Below are 15,380 nucleotides of genomic sequence, written 5' to 3' on the forward strand. Positions count from 1 at the left end.
CCCTGTCCCACGCATGTCACAGGTAGACCGGATAGCCAGCCGTGGCTGCTGGCTGGGATGCTTCAGCCATGCCTCGCAAGCCCCGAGTATCCGCGCCCGGACTACCGCTGCACCTTGTGCAGCGAGGCAATGATCGCCAGTGTTGTTTCAGGAGCGACGCGGATTGCTTCCGGTATCTGTCGATGCTGCGCCGTGCGGCATCGTTGACTGGATGCGTCCTGCACGCCTACGTCCTCATGTCCAACCACGTGCACCTGTTGCTGACCCCACAGACCGCGGGTGCCGCATCCCGGCTCATGCAACACCTCGGTCGCCGCTACGTGCGCTACTTCAACGACGTGCATGTCCGATCCGGCACCCTTTGGGAGGGCAGGTTCCATGCGTCGCTGGTGGGCGATGATGCCTACGTGCTCGCCTGCTATCGGTACATCGAACTGAATCCGGTACGGGCCGGAATGGTGGATCATCCCGCGCGCTACAGGTGGTCCAGCTATGCCAGCAATGCGCTGGGTATACGTGCGGGAGAGGTCGTGCCGCACGCGACTTATGTCGCCTTGGGGCCCGATGCGAGCGCGCAGCAACAACGGTATGCGTCTTTCGTGGAATCGACGATGCCGGAGGGCCAGATCGGGGAAATACGGCGCTCGCTGCAGCGTCAGCGGGCCCTCACCAGCGAAGCAGAAAAGGGGTCAGAGTCCGGGGTCAGAGTCGTTTCGCATAAGGCAAAACGACTCTGACCCCGGACTCTGACCCCTTCTTCTCAACCCAGCAGCTTGCGGACCTTGTTCAGCGCCACGATGAAACGCTCGATTTCTTCGTGCGTGTTGTAGAACGCCAACGAGGCGCGGCAGGTCGCGGCGACGCCGTAATACTGCAGCAGCGGATGCGCGCAGTGCTGGCCGGAACGGATCGCAACGCCTTCCAGGTCCAGCAGGGTGGCCAGGTCGTGGGCGTGCGCGCCCTCGACCAGGAAGGACACCACGGCCGCCTTCTCCGGCGCGGTGCCGAAGATGCGCAGGCCGTCGATCTTCTGCAGTTCTTCGGTGAAGTGCGCCAGCAGCTCGGCTTCGCGGGCTTCCACGTGCGCCAGGCCCAGCGATTCCAGATAATCCACCGCCACGCCCAGCCCGATGAAGCCGGCGATGTTCGGCGTGCCGGCTTCGAACTTGTGCGGGGCCTCGTTGAACACGGTGCCCTCGAAGCTGACTTCCTTGATCATTTCGCCACCGCCGAGGAACGGCGGCATCGCATCCAGGTGCTCACGGCGGGCCCAAAGCGCGCCGGTGCCGGTCGGTCCGCACATCTTGTGGCCGGTGATCGCGTAGAAATCACAGCCGATCGCGGCCACGTCGACCTTGCGGTGCGGCACCGCCTGCGAGCCGTCGACCACGGTGATGATCCCGCGCTTGCGGGCTTCGCGGCAGATCTCGCGCACCGGGTTCACCGTGCCCAGCACGTTGGATACATGGGCCACGGCCAGCAGCTTGACCTCGGCGGTCATGGCGCGGCGCAGGGCGTCCAGGTCCAGCGATCCATCCGGGCTGATCTCGGCCACGCGCACGCTGGCGCCGGTGCGTTCGGCCACCAGCTGCCACGGCACGATGTTGGCGTGGTGTTCCATCCGTGAGACAAGGATGACATCGCCTGTCTTCAGCCGCGGCAATGCCCACGAATAGGCGACCAGATTGAGGGCGAAGGTGGTACCGCTGCACAGCACCAGCTCGCTGGCGCGCACGTTGAGGAAGCGCGCCAGCTTGGTGCGTGCGCCTTCGTAGGCGTCGGTGGCCTCGGTGCCCAGCGCATGCACCGCACGGCTGACGTTGGCGTTGTAGCGGCGGTAGAACTCATCCACCGCACCGATCACCTGCACCGGTTTCTGGCCGGTGTTGGCATTGTCGAAATAGACCAGCGGCTTGCCGTGCACTTCGCGCATCAGCAGCGGGAAATCCTGCCGCACGCGGCCCCAGTCCGGGGCGGCGCCGGTGTCGGCCTGCGGGCGCGGCGTGGACAGGTTCATGCCACGCCCGCCTCGGACAGGGCGCGGTCCAGCCGGCGACCCAGCTGCTCGCGCAGTGCGTCCGGCAGGATCTTCAGCGGCTCGTGGCAGAACGCAGCGCTGAGCAGGGCCTGCGCCTGTTCCTGCGGCAACCCGCGCGAACGCAGGTAGAACAGCGCATTGGCATCGAGCTGGCCGACGGTGGCGCCGTGCGCGGCCTTGACCTCTTCGGCGTCGATCACCAGCGTGGGCTGGGTATCGATCTCGGCGTCGGCCGACAGCAGCAGGTTCTTGTTGGACAGATTGGCGTCGGTGCCGTCGGCCCCTTCGCGGATGTGGATGCCGCCGTGGAAGACCACGCGGCTGCGGTTGGCCGCCACGCCGCGCCACAGCAGTTCGCAATTGGTGTCACGCGCGATGTGTTCGATGCCCAGGCGGGTATCCACGTGGCGGCGGCCGGTGCCCAGCAGCACGCCATTGGCGGTCAGCTGTGCGTTGTCGCCCTCCAGGCGCACGTTGAGCTCGTGGCGGCTCAGCGCGGCGCCCAGTTCCAGGTCCACGCGGTGGTACTGGGCATCGCGCGCCAGCACCGCATCGGTGCGCAGGAAGCTGGTCTGGCGCGTGCTGCCGGCCTGCAGGCGGGCGTGCTTGAGCACTGCCTCGCGGGCAAGGTGGACATGCACCACGCTGTTGTCCAGGTGGGCGCCATCGCCGGCCTGCAGGTGGTGTTCGACGATGCCCAGGCTGGCCCCGGCACGCAGTTCGATCAGCGAGCGGTGGTGCCAGGCCAGGTCGCTGCCGGTGGCCACGCTGGCGAACACCAGCTGCAGCGGCACATCCACCTGCACGCCTTCGTCCACCCGCAGCACCACGCCTTCATCGGCCAGTGCCGCGTTCAGGCGGGCGAAGATTTCATCGCCGCGCTCATAGCGGCGGGCCAGCACGCGCGCGCCTGCTTCGTCGGCGGCCAACGCGGCCGACAGCGGCTCCAGCTGCACGCCGGCCGGCAGGCCGTGGGTGTCGCTCAGGCCGTCGTGCAGGCGACCGTTGACGAACACCAGGCGCGGGGCGGGGATGTCATCGAGCAGGGCGACGTCCAGCGCCGGCGGTGTCAGCGGGGCAGCGCCGAAGCTGCGACGCTCCAGCTGGCGCAGCGAGGTGTATTTCCAGGCCTCGGTGCGCGGGCCGGGCAGGCCATCGCGCAGCGCGGCATCGAGCACGTCGCGGCGCGCGTCGCTGCCGCAGAACGTGGCGGCCAATGAATCCAGCAATGCGCTCATCAGACCGCTGCCTCCGGCACCACTCGGTTCTTCAGGAAGTCGTAACCGTCCTCTTCCAGCTGCAGCGCCAGCTCCGGTCCACCGGACTGCACGATGCGGCCATCGGCCAGCACGTGCACGAAATCCGGCTTGATGTAGTCCAGCAGGCGCTGGTAGTGGGTGATGACCAGGAACGAACGCTCCGGGCTGCGCAGTGCGTTGACGCCGTCGGCGACGCTCTTCAGCGCATCGATGTCCAGGCCGGAATCGGTTTCGTCCAGGATCGCCAGCTTCGGCTCCAGCACGGCCAGCTGGAAGATCTCGTTGCGCTTCTTCTCGCCACCGGAGAAGCCTTCGTTGACGCCACGGTGCAGCAGTTCATCCTTCAGGTGCAGCACGGCCAGCTTCTGCCGCACCAGCTTCAGGAACTGCATGGAATCCAGCTCTTCCTGGCCGCGCGCCCTGCGCTGTGCGTTCAGCGCCGCGCGCAGGAAATAGGTGTTGTTGACGCCGGGGATTTCCACCGGGTACTGGAAGGCCAGGAACAGGCCGGCCGCCGCGCGCTCTTCCGGCGACAGCTGCAGCAGGTCGCTGCCTTCGAACTGCACGCTGCCTTCGCTCACGTCATAGCCTTCACGGCCGGACAGCACGTTGCCCAGCGTGGACTTGCCGGCACCGTTGGGGCCCATGATGGCGTGCACCTGGCCGGGCTTTACGTCCAGCGACAGGCCCTTGAGGATTTCCTTGTCGCCGATGCGCGCGTGGAGGTTGTCGATCTTCAGCATGGTGGGGGTTTCCGTGGTGCGGGCCCGGGGCCCGCCAATGATGTTTTGGTTCGAATGCAATACGCGGGGGCAGGGCGGGGTTCAGCCCACCGAGCCTTCCAGCGAGACGTCGAGCAGCTTCTTGGCTTCCACCGCGAACTCCATCGGCAGTTCGCGGAAGACCTGCTTGCAGAAGCCGTCGACGATCAGCGACACCGCGTCTTCCTGGCTGATGCCACGCGCGCGGCAGTAGAACAGCTGGTCGTCGGAGATCTTCGAGGTCGTCGCTTCGTGTTCCACCGTCGCAGCGGGGTTCTTGACCTCGATGTACGGGAAGGTGTGCGCGCCGCACTTCTTGCCGATCAGCAGCGAATCGCACTGGGTGTAATTGCGCGCGCCTTCGGCACCACGCTCGATCTTCACCAGGCCACGGTAGGTGTTCTGGCCGCGACCGGCGCTGATGCCCTTGCTGATGATCTTGCTCTTGGTGCGCTTGCCGACGTGGATCATCTTGGTGCCGGTGTCGGCCTGCTGGCGGTGATGGGTCAACGCCACCGAGTGGAATTCGCCCACCGAGTCATCGCCCAGCAGCACGCAGGAAGGGTACTTCCAGGTGATCGCCGAACCGGTCTCCACCTGGGTCCAGGTGACCTTGCTGCGCGCGCCACGGCATTCGGCACGCTTGGTGACGAAGTTGTAGATGCCGCCGACGCCGTTCTCATCGCCCGGGTACCAGTTCTGCACCGTCGAATACTTGATCTCCGCATCTTCCAGCGTGACCAGTTCCACCACCGCGGCATGCAGCTGGTTCTCATCGCGCATCGGCGCGGTGCAGCCTTCCAGGTAGGACACGTACGCCTTGTCTTCGCAGATGATCAGCGTGCGTTCGAACTGCCCGGTGTGGCCGGCGTTGATGCGGAAATAGGTGCTCAGTTCCATCGGGCAGCGCACGCCCTTGGGGATGAACACGAAGCTGCCATCGGAGAACACCGCCGAATTGAGCGCGGCGAAATAGTTGTCACCGACCGGCACCACGGTGCCCAGGTACTGCCTGACCAGCTCCGGGTGCTCCTTGATCGCTTCGGACATGGAGCAGAAGATCACGCCCTTTTCGGCCAGTTCCTTGCGGAAGGTGGTGCCGACGGACACCGAATCGAACACCGCATCCACCGCCACGCCGGCCAGCTTGGCGCGCTCGTGCAGCGGCACGCCGAGCTTGTCATAGGTGTCCAGCAGTTCCTTGGGCACATCGTCCAGCGAGGCGTACTTCGGGCCCTTCGGCGCGGAGTAGTAGCTCAGCCCCTGCAGGTCGATCGGCGCGATCTTCAGCTTGGCCCAGTCCGGCATCGCCATGGTGAGGAAATGGCGGTACGCCTGCAGGCGCCACTCGGTCATCCACTCGGGCTCTTCCTTCTTCGCCGACAGGGCGCGGATGGTGTCCTCGTCCAGGCCCGGCGGCAGGGAATCCGATTCGATGTCCGTGATGAAGCCGGCCGAATACTTGCGGCCAAGCTGCTCGTGGATCTCGCGATTGGGGGTGTCGTCGGTGATGACGGTATCGATGATGTCGGTGGCCATGGGGGCTGCCTGTGGATCAGGAGACGACAGCGGCCGCGATGGCACGGCGCTGGGAGTCGTCAACAAGGGGAAGGGGGGAGAGGATCTGGGCGAGCGTGACGGCACGCAGCGCCTCGGACACCACGTCGTTGATCAGCCGCCAGCTGCTGCGCGCGCCGCACTTGGGCGCCATGTTGCACTGGTGGTTGTCGTGGCTGCATTCGGTCAGCGCCAAGGGACCTTCCATGGCCTCGACCACCTCGAACAGCGAGATTTCGCCGGGCGCGCGGGTCAGCCGGTAGCCGCCGCGGACGCCGCGCAGGCCTTCGACCAGCCCGGCCTGGGCCAGCGGCTTGAGCACCTTGCTGACGGTCGGCGGTTCCAGGCCGGTGAACTCGGCCAGCTCGGTCGCACTGAGCACCTCGGCCGGACGAGCGGCGAGCACGGTCAGCACCACGGTGGCGTAATCGGTGAGCTTGGTGACGCGGAGCATGGGGGTCTGCAGCTGATTTGCAAAGCGGACCGAAATTGTACGCTTTTATGCGCCCGCGTCCAAGCCGGGCCTTTCCGGGGCGCCGACCCGTGGGGTCGCGGCGAGCGCGCAATGGTGCGGCCTGGCCATGATTTTGGCAATCACGAAGATTAAGGGAGAATCAACGCTCCTCTTTCCAGAACGCCCCCTGCGCCCATGCCGAAGAAGATCAAAGCCCGCAAATCCGCCATCCATGGCAACGGCGTGTTCGCCATCGCGCCCCTGAAGCAGGGTGAGCGGGTGATCCAGTACAAGGGCCTGCTGCGCAGCCACGCCGACGTTGACGCCGACGACAGCGGCGACGTGGAAAGTGGCCACACCTTCCTGTTCACCCTGAACGACGACTACGTGATCGATGCCAACTACAAGGGCAACGAGGCGCGCTGGATGAACCACAGCTGCGAGCCGAACTGCGAAGCGTTGATCGAGGAAAGCGAGGACGGCAACACGCGCGAAGACAAGGTGTTCATCGAGGCACTGCGCGATATCGCGCCGGGCGAGGAGCTGGTCTACAACTACGGCATCACCCTGGCCGAGCGCCACACTGCGCGGCTGAAGAAGATATGGGAATGCCGCTGCGGATCGAAGAAGTGCACCGGCACCATGCTGCAGCCCAAGCGCTGAGTTGCACGCCTCGTCCACATCGGTATCACCGCCGGAACATGGGCCGGCGGTGATGCTGGCAGCTCCTTTACACATCGGAGCATCCCCATGGCACAGCGTCTTGAAGGCAAGAAGATCGCGATCCTGGCCACGCACGGTTTCGAACAGTCCGAACTGACCGATCCGAAGAAACTGCTCGAAGGCTGGGGCGCGACCACCCGCGTGGTGTCCCCCGCCAAGGAAGGCAGCATCAAGGGCTGGAAAGAAAAAGACTGGGGCGAAGCGGTGACCGTCGACCTGGCGCTGGCCGACGCCAACGCGGACGAGTTCGATGCGCTGCTGTTGCCCGGGGGCCAGATGAACCCGGATACCCTGCGCATCGACGAAGCCGCGCTGGCCTTCATCGAAGCCTTCGGCAGCGCCGGCAAGCCGGTAGCGGCTATCTGCCACGGCCCGTGGTTGCTGATCAACACCGGTCTGGCCAAGGGCAAGCAGGTGACGTCGTGGCCGTCGGTGCGCCGCGATCTTGAAAACGCCGGCGCGCAGTGGCGCGATGCGGAGGTGGTGGTCGATGGAGCGCTGATCACCAGCCGCAAGCCCGACGATATTCCGGCCTTCAGCGAAGCACTGGCAAAGGCACTCGACGCCTGAGGCTCACTGGCAGCGCCGGGCAGGGTCCGGCGCTGCCGGGCCACTGCCTGACACCCGGCCGCCTCACTTGCCCAACAACCCCGGCGGCACCATCGTGCCGAGATCCTGGTTGAAGGTGACCTGCAGGCGGCCGTTCTTCACCTGTGCCGATTGCACCTGCAAGGTGCCAAGCAGGCTGGCCACGGCCGGGTCGATCCGATAGATCGGCTCACGCTGCGCGTAGTCGCCCAGCCATGCGTTGAGCAGTGACTTGGTGCGTGAATCCAGGCGCGCGCCCTGCTGGGCCGGCACGAAGTCTTCCATGGTGGGCTGCTGCAGGTGGAAGCCCTGGGTCTGCTGGTCGTAGCGCAGGCCGCTGCTCAGCTTCACCGTGCCCAGCTTCGCCGGCGCGCCACCCGCCGTGGCCAGCGCGATATCCATGCCCAGGTTCAGGCGTTCGCCTGCCGGCAGCGTCAGCTGCGGGTGGCTCATGGTCAGTGCGATCAACCCGCCGAGCGCGTCCTGCGTGCGCGGGAAACTGCCCTCCAGGTACTGCTGCACGTCGCCGGCACCCACCGACAACTGGCGGCCATCAATGGACGGCGCGGCCTGCGCGCCGATGGTGGCGGCCACCAGCACCGTGGCGGTGGCCAAGCGGGTGAACAACGGACGAAGACGCATGGTCGTGGCCATCTGAAAGGGGGACATGCAGAAGATAGCCGGTCGCACTGAACCGCGCGTGCATGGTGGGGGAGCGGTCAGTCCAGCACCGGCTGCAGGCGAGCCGCCTGGATCAGCCAGCCACTGCGCTGCGGATCCGGCACCAGACGGTACCAGCCGCTGTAACGCAGGGTGGTGGTGGCCGTGAGCACGCGCACGCGCACCGGCACTTCGATCAGGTGGGTGGGGCGCTGCTGGTCGCGCGCCTGCGGCGGCTCGGTGCTGATCCGCAGGTCACGCACATCGCGCAGCGAACGCAGTGCGGCATCGTCGGCACGCCCGGGAGGCGGGGCGACCATCCAGCTGGCATCGGCCTTGTCGAAATCGCGGCGCAGCAGGTGGCCAGCGTAGGTACGCACCACCGCGCCTGGATCCGGCGCATCAGCGGCGACCGCCGCCAACAGCGGCAGCGCATCGGCGTCCCCACCCGCGGAAGTGCCGGCCGGCGCTGCGTCTGCGGATTGCCCGGCGACCGCAACGTCCGCTGCAGCGAGAGCATCTGCCGCGCGCTGGCACGCACCCAGCAGCATCAGCATCGGGAACAGCCAGCCGGCACCGCGCATCGGTCGCACTCGTCAGGACGGAAGCAGGCAGTGTAGCCAAGGCGCCTCTGCGCCTGCCATCAGGTTCCACCCCGGATGCCGCCGACCACGGGTATCCCGGTCACCCCCACCTGCGCCCTGCGGGCCGTCGCTACCAAGAACCCAAGGCCGCCATGAACCTGTCAAAGGCGGGGCGGTGAGGCCGTGCAGGACCGTCTGTTGCCATGGATGGCAACAGCGAGCCTCCAAGGACGGATTCACGGCGTGTCCTGCACGGCCTCATCGCCCCGCCAACAGGCAGTCCTGCAGCTTCTGACGTTGCCATTGCTGTTGCAGCCTCACCCTCACGCCGGGGCGTGCAGGCTGTCCAAAGCGTCCAGCGCCGCGTTGAGCTTCACCGCGTGGGCAGCCAGCGGATGGTTGGGTTCGTCGACATGGCGCTGCACCACATCGCGCAGGATCTGGGCGGCGATCAACACCGCCGCGCGTTCATCGCCACTGAAGCCCGCCAGCCGCGGGGCACCCTCGAGCAGGCGCATCCAGTCACGCTGCGCGCGATGTTCCACTTCGATGGTGCAACGGCCGCTGCACTGCAGGCCGTCCTTTTCGATCGGCGTAACGGTCAGGCGGTAGCGGGTGGAAGGGCTGGCCATGGCGGGCGTCCATTGGGGGATGCATCCACCATAGGGCTGCCATGCAGGCACTACGACCAGGCCCGCTGCACGCAGTGTTCCATTGTCCCGCAGGTGGGCCGTCTGCGTCGGCCGCAACGCCTTGCAGCACAGCACCTGGCACCGCTGCGCATGACATCGGCCAGCAACGGCACACTGTGTTGCGGCCCGCATGCGACGCCGCAAAAACGAACGGGACGGCCATCAGCCGTCCCGTTCGCGGTGAAACCCGGTATGCCGGCGCGATTAGAGCGCGGCGTCCTTGAGCTTCTTCAGCGGGCGCACCTTGAGCTTGGTGGTGGCCGGCTTCGCGGCGAACCACTGCTCTTCCTTGGTGAAGGGGTTGATGCCCTTGCGCTTCGGCTTGGCGGCGACGCTGACGGTGGTGATCTTCAGCAGGCCCGGCAGGGTGAAGCTGCCCGCGCCCTTCTTGTGCACCGAAGAGGCAACGGCGGTTTCCAGCGAGGCCAGCACCGCGCGCACGTCCTTGGCGACCACGCCGGACGCTTCAGCGATGTGCGCAACCAGGCCGGACTTGGTCAGCACGTCCTTGATCGGCTTCGGCGCGGCCGGCTTGGCGGCTGCCTTGGTAGCAACTTTCTTTACTGCCTTCTTCGGGGCAGCCTTCTTAGCGGTCTTTGCCATGGTTTCCTGTTCCGTGAACGGTTGGTTGTTTGGTCATGCCGACCCCGTCGGCAAGCGCAATGTAGGGCAACTACACCGCGCCGCCAATAGGTTATACGCGGAAAAGCCTGCTTTTTTCGCTGCCACTCGACCTTTGTCGGGGGGCATGGTCGCCAGCCGGTGCTGGGGCATCGCACTGAAGCCGTGGAATTGGAAGGGAAAAACCCGGTTTTCCGGTCACGGCGGAGGCCCTGCCGCGCGATGCTGGCCGTTCGTCGGAACAGCGTGCGCCATCGCGTCGCAGCAGAGCGACGCGACGCTAACGCGGGCCTGCGTACGGTAGGTCCCGAACTCAACCGAAGGAGCTGCACAATGGGTATTTCGCGCCGCGCCACCGCGCACTGGGAAGGTGACCTGAAGACAGGCAAGGGACAGTTGAGCACGCCACAGAGTGGCCTGCTGGACAATACCCGCTATGCCTTCAGCAGCCGCTTCGGTGATGAGAAGGGCACCAACCCGGAAGAACTGATCGCCGCCGCGCATGCCGGCTGCTTCACCATGGCGCTGTCGGCCAAGCTGACCGAAGCCGGCTTCCCGCCCGAGGCACTGGACACCGAAGCCCAGGTCGACCTGTCGATGGAAGGCGGCCCGCAGCTTTCGCAGATCACGCTGAAGGTCAAGGCCAAGGTGCCGGGAATCGAGGCGGAGAAGTTCCGCGCCATCGCCGATGACGCCAAGCAGAACTGCCCGGTCTCCAAGGCACTCAGCGCGGTACCGGTGGCACTGGAAGCCGAGCTGCTCTGACACCGCAGGCCCGGCAGGGACGGCCGCCGGCCGTCCCGCTTACCTGGCAGGCACGGCCGCTGGCCGTCCCACTTACCCGGTAGTGACGGCCGCTGGCCGTCCAAGGTACCTGGCAGGCACGGCCGTTGGCTGTCCTGTCACCTGCTACCAATCGATCGTGCCGCGGATGACCGTCTGCACCTGGCCGCCGGACCACACTTCACCTTCTGCATCCACATGCAGGTGCAGACGCGCATCGTGGCCGACCTCGCGGCCCTGGCTGACAACGTAGTCGCGACGTCCGCCGGGCAGTGCGCCGCGCTCGTCCAGCCATGCCGCCAGCACCGCATTGGCCGCGCCCGACGCCGCATCCTCAAAACGCCTGCAGTTGCCCACGAAGGCACGCACGGCCAAGTCCCATGCCTGACCGCTGCAACGCGCATACGCGAACACGCCCATGCTGTCGGTGGATTCCGCCAGCGCCGCAACCGCGTCCCACTCGGGCTGCAGGCCGCGCAGCGCGGCTTCGTCCGTCAGCTCCACCACCCACCAGCTGCGTCCGCCCTGCATGCGTGCCGGCGGCAGGGCACCCAGCGACCAGCCACGCAGGACGCTGGCCAGCCGAGCATCGGCAGGGTCGACCACCTCGGCGACCGATGCGCGCGGGGTGCGGATGGCGATACGGCGCTGCGCGCCATCGCCCTGCACGCGCAGCGGCAGCATTCCGGCAATGCCGTCCTGTACCAGCACCCCGTCCACCGGCACGGCCAGTGCGGCCTCTAGCACCGCGTGCGCGGTGCCGATGCTGGGGTGGCCGGCAAACGGGACTTCCTTCTGCGGGCTGAACATCCGCAGGCGATAGCTGCTCGACGCATCCTGCGGCGGGAACACGAAGGTGGTCTCCGGCAGCCGGGTCCAGCGGGCGATGGCCTGCATTGCCGCCGCGTCCAGGCCCTCCGCATCCAGCACCACGGCAAGCGGATTGCCGGCGCCCGGCGAAGGCGAGAATACGTCCAGCTGCAGGAAACGGCGGGTGGTCATCGGCAGGCTCCGTAAGGGGTCGCGCAGCTTACCAGTGCACCGTGCCGTCGATGACCGGCTGCACCTGTCCACCGATCCAGGCCACCCCGCCGCCGTCCACGTGCAGGTGCACGCGGCCATCGCGGCCGATTTCGCGGCCCTGGCTGGCGATGTAGCGGCCATCGTGGCCGGGCAGCTGGTGGCGTTGGGCCAGCACGCTGGCAATCAGCGCGTTGGCGCTGCCGGTCACCGGGTCTTCCGGCACGTTCACCGCATCGCCCGGGCAGAACGCGCGCACCACCAGGTCGTGGTCGTCGGCGCATTCGGGCGCATATACCGCCACGCCGGTGGCATCGGTGGCGTTGGTCCAGTCGCGCAGGGCGGCCATGTCGGGGCGCAGCTCGCGCACGGCACGGGCATCGCACGCAGCGAGCAGCCACCAGCGCGGGCCGTTGTCCCACAGTTCGGCGGCCTGCGCGGGGCCGCCCAGTGCCTGCAGGCTGGCCGGCAGCTCGCCGCGGTCCACCGCGCAGCGGCGGGCGGTGGGGCTGGCCAGGTGGATGGTCGGCGCGGCATGCGGACCGTCCACCCGCACCGGCAGCAGGCCGGCGGCGCACTGCTGCAGCAGCGTGCCATCGCGCGGAATCGCCAGGCCGCTGGTCACCGCGGCCCAGGCCGCGCCGACGCTGGGATGGCCGGCGAAGGGCAGCTCGCTGCCGGGGGTGAAGATGCGGATGTGGTAATCCGCACCCGGCGCGGTGGGTGCCACGAAGAACACTGTCTCGGACAGGTTCAGCCACGCGGCGAGGGCCTGCATGGCTGTGGGGGACAGGCTGTCGGCGTCGAATACCACCCCCAGCGGGTTGCCGGTGCCGGGGCGCGGGGCGAAGACATCAAGCTGAAGGTAGCGGTGGGCGGTCATGGGCGGCGTGTTGGGCTTAGAATCGGGGGTTCCGCTCCTCGCGGGCGGTCTCCCCCACCATAACCAGAATACTTACATGCCAGTTTCTTCCCCTGTCGATCGCTGGATCGTACTCAAGTTCGGCGGCACTTCGGTGTCGCGTCGCCATCGCTGGGACACGATCGGGAAACTGGCCAAAAAACGTGCGGAAGAGACCGGCTCGCGCGTGCTGGTGGTGGTGTCGGCGCTGTCCGGGGTGACCAACGAGCTGACCGCCATCGCCGATGGCGCGACCGACAGCCGCGCGCGCGTGGCCGCGCTGGTCGAGCGCCACCAGGCCTTCCTGGACGAACTGGAGCTGCCGCGCGCGGTGCTGGGCGAACGCCTGGCTGCGCTGCAGGCGCTGCTGGACGATGCGCGCGCCGCCGCGCGCACGCTGGACTGGCAGGCCGAGGTACTGGGCCAGGGCGAGCTGCTGTCGTCCAGCATCGGTGCCGCCTACCTGCACCAGAACGGCCTGGACATGGGCTGGATGGATGCGCGGCAGTGGCTGGATGCGCTGCCGCCGCTGCCCAACCAGAGCCCGTGGTCGCAGCGCCTTTCCGTCAACTGCCAGTGGAAATCCGACGAGGCATGGGCGCAGCGTTTCCGCGCGCAGCCGACCCGCCTGCTGATCACCCAGGGCTTCATCGCGCGGCACGCCGACGGCGGCACCGCGATCCTCGGCCGGGGCGGTTCGGATACCTCGGCGGCGTACTTCGGTGCGCTGCTTGGCGCCAGCCGGGTAGAAATCTGGACCGACGTGCCGGGCATGTTCAGCGCCAATCCCAAAGACGTGCCCGACGCCCGCCTGCTCACCCGGCTGGATTATTACGAAGCGCAGGAAATCGCCACTACCGGCGCCAAGGTGCTGCATCCGCGCTCGATCAAGCCGTGCCGCGATGCCGGCGTGCCGATGGCCATCCTGGATACCGAGCGCCCGGAACTGCCGGGTACCAGCATCGACGGCAGTGCCGCGCCGGTGCCGGGGGTGAAGGCGATCAGCCGCCGCAACGGCATCGTGCTGGTGTCGATGGAAGGCATCGGCATGTGGCAGCAGGTCGGCTTCCTGGCCGATGTATTCGGGTTGTTCAAGAAGCATGGGCTGTCGGTGGACCTGATCGGTTCGGCCGAAACCAACGTCACCGTGTCGCTGGATCCCTCGGAAAACCTGGTCAATACCGATGTGCTGGCCGCGCTGTCGGCCGACCTGTCGCAGATCTGCAAGGTCAAGATCATCGTGCCCTGCGCGGCGATCACCCTGGTCGGCCGCGGCATGCGCTCGCTGCTGCACAAGCTGTCCGATGTCTGGGCGACCTTCGGCCGCGAGCGCGTGCACATGATTTCGCAGTCGTCCAACGACCTCAACCTGACCTTCGTCATCGATGAGACCGACGCCGACGGCCTGCTGCCGATCCTGCATGCCGAGCTGATCGACAGCGGTGCGATGCCGGTGGAAGAGACCGCGGTGTTCGGCCCGCGCTGGCGTGAAATCGCCGGCACCGTGCGCCCGCGTGGCACGCCGTGGTGGCGTGGCCAGCGTGCGCACCTGCTGCAGCTGGCCGAAGCCGGTACGCCGCGCTATGTCTACCACCTGCCGACGGTACGCGCCCGTGCGCGCGCGCTGGCTGCGATCACGCCGATCGACCAGCGCTACTATGCGATCAAGGCCAACAGCCATCCGGCCATCCTGGAGACGCTGGAAGCCGAAGGCTTCGGCCTGGAATGCGTCTCCCACGGGGAGCTGAAGCACGTGTTCAACGTGCTGCCGGGGCTGTCGCCCAGGCGCGTGCTGTTCACCCCCAGCTTCTGCCCCCGCGAAGAATTCGAGGGCGGCGTTCGCGCTCGGCGTCACCGTCACCGTGGACAACGTGGAAGCCCTGCAGCGCTGGCCGGACCTGTTCCGCAACCGCGAACTGTGGCTGCGCGTGGACCTGGGCCGTGGCGAAGGCCACCATGCCAAGGTGCGCACCGGCGGCAAGGAATCCAAGTTCGGCCTGCCGATGGCACGCGTGGACGAATTCGTGCGTACCGCCACCGAGCTGGGCACCACCATCGTCGGCCTGCACGCGCACCTGGGCAGCGGCGTGGAAACCGCGCAGCACTGGCGCCTGATGTGCGATGAGCTGGCCGGCTTCGCCCGCCGCATCGGCACCGTGCAGACCATCGACATCGGCGGCGGCATGCCGATCCCCTACAGCGAAGAAGACGAACCCTTCGACCTGGAGGCCTGGGCCGAAGGCCTGGCCGAGGTCAAGGCCGTGCATCCGGCGTTCCGCCTGGCGATCGAACCGGGCCGCTACCTGGTGGCCGAATCGGGCGTGCTGCTGACCCGCTGCACCCAGGTGGTGGAAAAGGAGGGCGTGCGCCGTGTCGGCCTGGATGCCGGCATGAACACCCTGATCCGGCCGGCGCTGTATGACGCCTGGCATGACATCGAAAACCTGAGCCGGCAGGGCGGCTACGCCGAAGCCGCGTTCGACGTGGTGGGGCCGATCTGCGAGTCCAGCGATGTGTTCGGCAAGCGCCGCAAGCTGCCGGCGTCCACCGCACCGGACGATGTGATGGTGGTGGCCGATGCAGGGGCGTATGGCTACGTGATGGCCAGCACCTACAACCAGCGTGCGATGCCGCGCGAGGACATCCTGGAATGAGCGGCGCCTGCTTCGCGCCGGCGCCTGTCGCTGCGCACCATCCCCCTGCAAAAACCGCCTGCGTGCCCGCACGCAAACGTGCCTG

At 67.2% G+C, this 15,380-nt stretch carries 15 protein-coding genes and 1 pseudogene; 5 read left to right on the plus strand and 11 right to left on the minus strand.

Annotated elements, in window-relative coordinates:
- Positions 1-68: 68 nt before the first annotated feature.
- The gene (locus tag QE373_RS04470; RefSeq protein ID WP_309684008.1) at positions 69-737 is read left to right on the plus strand and encodes a transposase; all 669 of its coding nucleotides are present in this window, start codon (positions 69-71) and stop codon (positions 735-737) included.
- A gap of 23 nt (positions 738-760) precedes the next feature.
- On the opposite strand, the gene QE373_RS04475 is transcribed toward QE373_RS04470, so the two are convergent.
- The 5 genes from QE373_RS04475 to QE373_RS04495 all read right to left on the minus strand — a co-directional run bounded on the left by QE373_RS04475 (position 761) and on the right by QE373_RS04495 (position 6,069).
- Complete coding sequence (locus tag QE373_RS04475) at positions 761-2,017, minus strand: cysteine desulfurase (RefSeq protein WP_309684010.1); 1,257 nt, start codon at positions 2,015-2,017, stop codon at positions 761-763.
- Positions 2,014-3,276 (minus strand): Fe-S cluster assembly protein SufD, encoded by a 1,263-nt coding sequence (gene sufD, locus QE373_RS04480; protein WP_309684012.1) that lies wholly within the window; start codon positions 3,274-3,276, stop codon positions 2,014-2,016. Before sufD ends, QE373_RS04475 begins: the two co-directional genes overlap by 4 nt.
- The gene (gene sufC / locus QE373_RS04485; protein WP_309684014.1) at positions 3,276-4,040 is read right to left on the minus strand and encodes a Fe-S cluster assembly ATPase SufC; all 765 of its coding nucleotides are present in this window, start codon (positions 4,038-4,040) and stop codon (positions 3,276-3,278) included. The genes sufD and sufC overlap by 1 nt, the downstream gene beginning before the upstream one ends.
- 81 nt (positions 4,041-4,121) lie before the next feature.
- A complete protein-coding gene (sufB, locus tag QE373_RS04490; protein WP_309684016.1) occupies positions 4,122-5,597 on the minus strand; it encodes a Fe-S cluster assembly protein SufB in 1,476 nt (491 codons plus the stop codon).
- A gap of 16 nt (positions 5,598-5,613) precedes the next feature.
- Positions 5,614-6,069, minus strand: coding sequence for an SUF system Fe-S cluster assembly regulator (locus QE373_RS04495; RefSeq protein ID WP_042615235.1), 456 nt, complete (start codon positions 6,067-6,069; stop codon positions 5,614-5,616).
- A gap of 195 nt (positions 6,070-6,264) precedes the next feature.
- On the opposite strand from QE373_RS04495, the gene QE373_RS04500 reads away from it, so the two are divergent.
- Together QE373_RS04500 and QE373_RS04505 are read left to right on the plus strand one after the other, a co-directional pair.
- Positions 6,265-6,732, plus strand: coding sequence for an SET domain-containing protein-lysine N-methyltransferase (locus QE373_RS04500; protein ID WP_309684021.1), 468 nt, complete (start codon positions 6,265-6,267; stop codon positions 6,730-6,732).
- Positions 6,733-6,819: 87 nt separating this feature from the next.
- The gene (locus QE373_RS04505; protein ID WP_309684024.1) at positions 6,820-7,362 is read left to right on the plus strand and encodes a type 1 glutamine amidotransferase domain-containing protein; all 543 of its coding nucleotides are present in this window, start codon (positions 6,820-6,822) and stop codon (positions 7,360-7,362) included.
- A gap of 63 nt (positions 7,363-7,425) precedes the next feature.
- On the opposite strand, the gene QE373_RS04510 is transcribed toward QE373_RS04505, so the two are convergent.
- The 4 genes from QE373_RS04510 to QE373_RS04525 form a co-directional block, all read right to left on the minus strand.
- Positions 7,426-8,022 carry a DUF1439 domain-containing protein gene (locus QE373_RS04510; RefSeq protein WP_309684026.1) on the minus strand — a complete coding sequence of 199 codons (597 nt, stop codon included), beginning with the start codon at positions 8,020-8,022 and terminating at the stop codon, positions 7,426-7,428.
- A gap of 77 nt (positions 8,023-8,099) precedes the next feature.
- Positions 8,100-8,624, minus strand: a complete 525-nt coding sequence (locus QE373_RS04515; RefSeq protein ID WP_309684028.1) for a hypothetical protein — start codon at positions 8,622-8,624, stop codon at positions 8,100-8,102.
- 323 nt (positions 8,625-8,947) lie between these two features.
- Entirely contained in the window at positions 8,948-9,256 is a 309-nt protein-coding gene (locus tag QE373_RS04520; RefSeq protein ID WP_123700475.1) for a DUF3861 family protein, read from the minus strand.
- Positions 9,257-9,520: 264 nt separating this feature from the next.
- The gene (locus QE373_RS04525; protein ID WP_042612716.1) at positions 9,521-9,919 is read right to left on the minus strand and encodes an HU family DNA-binding protein; all 399 of its coding nucleotides are present in this window, start codon (positions 9,917-9,919) and stop codon (positions 9,521-9,523) included.
- A gap of 351 nt (positions 9,920-10,270) precedes the next feature.
- Here QE373_RS04525 and QE373_RS04530 point away from each other — a divergent pair, with 351 nt between their 5' ends.
- Positions 10,271-10,702 (plus strand): OsmC family protein, encoded by a 432-nt coding sequence (locus tag QE373_RS04530; protein ID WP_057507030.1) that lies wholly within the window; start codon positions 10,271-10,273, stop codon positions 10,700-10,702.
- Between the two features lie 144 nt (positions 10,703-10,846).
- Here QE373_RS04530 and QE373_RS04535 read toward each other — a convergent pair whose 3' ends face one another.
- Together QE373_RS04535 and QE373_RS04540 are read right to left on the minus strand one after the other, a co-directional pair.
- Entirely contained in the window at positions 10,847-11,722 is an 876-nt protein-coding gene (locus tag QE373_RS04535) for a PhzF family phenazine biosynthesis protein (RefSeq protein ID WP_309684034.1), read from the minus strand.
- Between the two features lie 28 nt (positions 11,723-11,750).
- Positions 11,751-12,623: a PhzF family phenazine biosynthesis protein gene (locus QE373_RS04540; protein WP_309684036.1), complete on the minus strand. Its 873-nt coding sequence runs from the start codon at positions 12,621-12,623 to the stop codon at positions 11,751-11,753.
- A 76-nt stretch (positions 12,624-12,699) separates the two neighbouring features.
- Between QE373_RS04540 and QE373_RS04545 the strand changes: the two are divergent.
- Positions 12,700-15,295, plus strand: a pseudogene (locus QE373_RS04545) (bifunctional aspartate kinase/diaminopimelate decarboxylase).
- Positions 15,296-15,380: the final 85 nt, after the last annotated feature.

Source organism: Stenotrophomonas sp. SORGH_AS_0321, from assembly GCF_031453215.1.
GTDB lineage: Bacteria > Pseudomonadota > Gammaproteobacteria > Xanthomonadales > Xanthomonadaceae > Stenotrophomonas > Stenotrophomonas chelatiphaga.

Bases quoted from the DNA above. Each gene is read 5' to 3' on its own strand.
- sufB (WP_309684016.1), bottom strand. From the start codon at position 5,597: ATGGCCACCGACATCATCGATACCGTCATCACCGACGACACCCCCAAT.
- QE373_RS04510 (WP_309684026.1), bottom strand. From the start codon at position 8,022: ATGCGTCTTCGTCCGTTGTTCACCCGCTTGGCCACCGCCACGGTGCTG.
- QE373_RS04520 (WP_123700475.1), bottom strand. From the start codon at position 9,256: ATGGCCAGCCCTTCCACCCGCTACCGCCTGACCGTTACGCCGATCGAA.
- QE373_RS04470 (WP_309684008.1), top strand. From the start codon at position 69: ATGCCTCGCAAGCCCCGAGTATCCGCGCCCGGACTACCGCTGCACCTT.
- QE373_RS04500 (WP_309684021.1), top strand. From the start codon at position 6,265: ATGCCGAAGAAGATCAAAGCCCGCAAATCCGCCATCCATGGCAACGGC.
- QE373_RS04475 (WP_309684010.1), bottom strand. From the start codon at position 2,017: ATGAACCTGTCCACGCCGCGCCCGCAGGCCGACACCGGCGCCGCCCCG.
- QE373_RS04495 (WP_042615235.1), bottom strand. From the start codon at position 6,069: ATGCTCCGCGTCACCAAGCTCACCGATTACGCCACCGTGGTGCTGACC.
- QE373_RS04505 (WP_309684024.1), top strand. From the start codon at position 6,820: ATGGCACAGCGTCTTGAAGGCAAGAAGATCGCGATCCTGGCCACGCAC.
- QE373_RS04540 (WP_309684036.1), bottom strand. From the start codon at position 12,623: ATGACCGCCCACCGCTACCTTCAGCTTGATGTCTTCGCCCCGCGCCCC.
- QE373_RS04525 (WP_042612716.1), bottom strand. From the start codon at position 9,919: ATGGCAAAGACCGCTAAGAAGGCTGCCCCGAAGAAGGCAGTAAAGAAA.
- QE373_RS04535 (WP_309684034.1), bottom strand. From the start codon at position 11,722: ATGACCACCCGCCGTTTCCTGCAGCTGGACGTATTCTCGCCTTCGCCG.
- QE373_RS04530 (WP_057507030.1), top strand. From the start codon at position 10,271: ATGGGTATTTCGCGCCGCGCCACCGCGCACTGGGAAGGTGACCTGAAG.
- QE373_RS04515 (WP_309684028.1), bottom strand. From the start codon at position 8,624: ATGCGCGGTGCCGGCTGGCTGTTCCCGATGCTGATGCTGCTGGGTGCG.
- sufD (WP_309684012.1), bottom strand. From the start codon at position 3,276: ATGAGCGCATTGCTGGATTCATTGGCCGCCACGTTCTGCGGCAGCGAC.
- sufC (WP_309684014.1), bottom strand. From the start codon at position 4,040: ATGCTGAAGATCGACAACCTCCACGCGCGCATCGGCGACAAGGAAATC.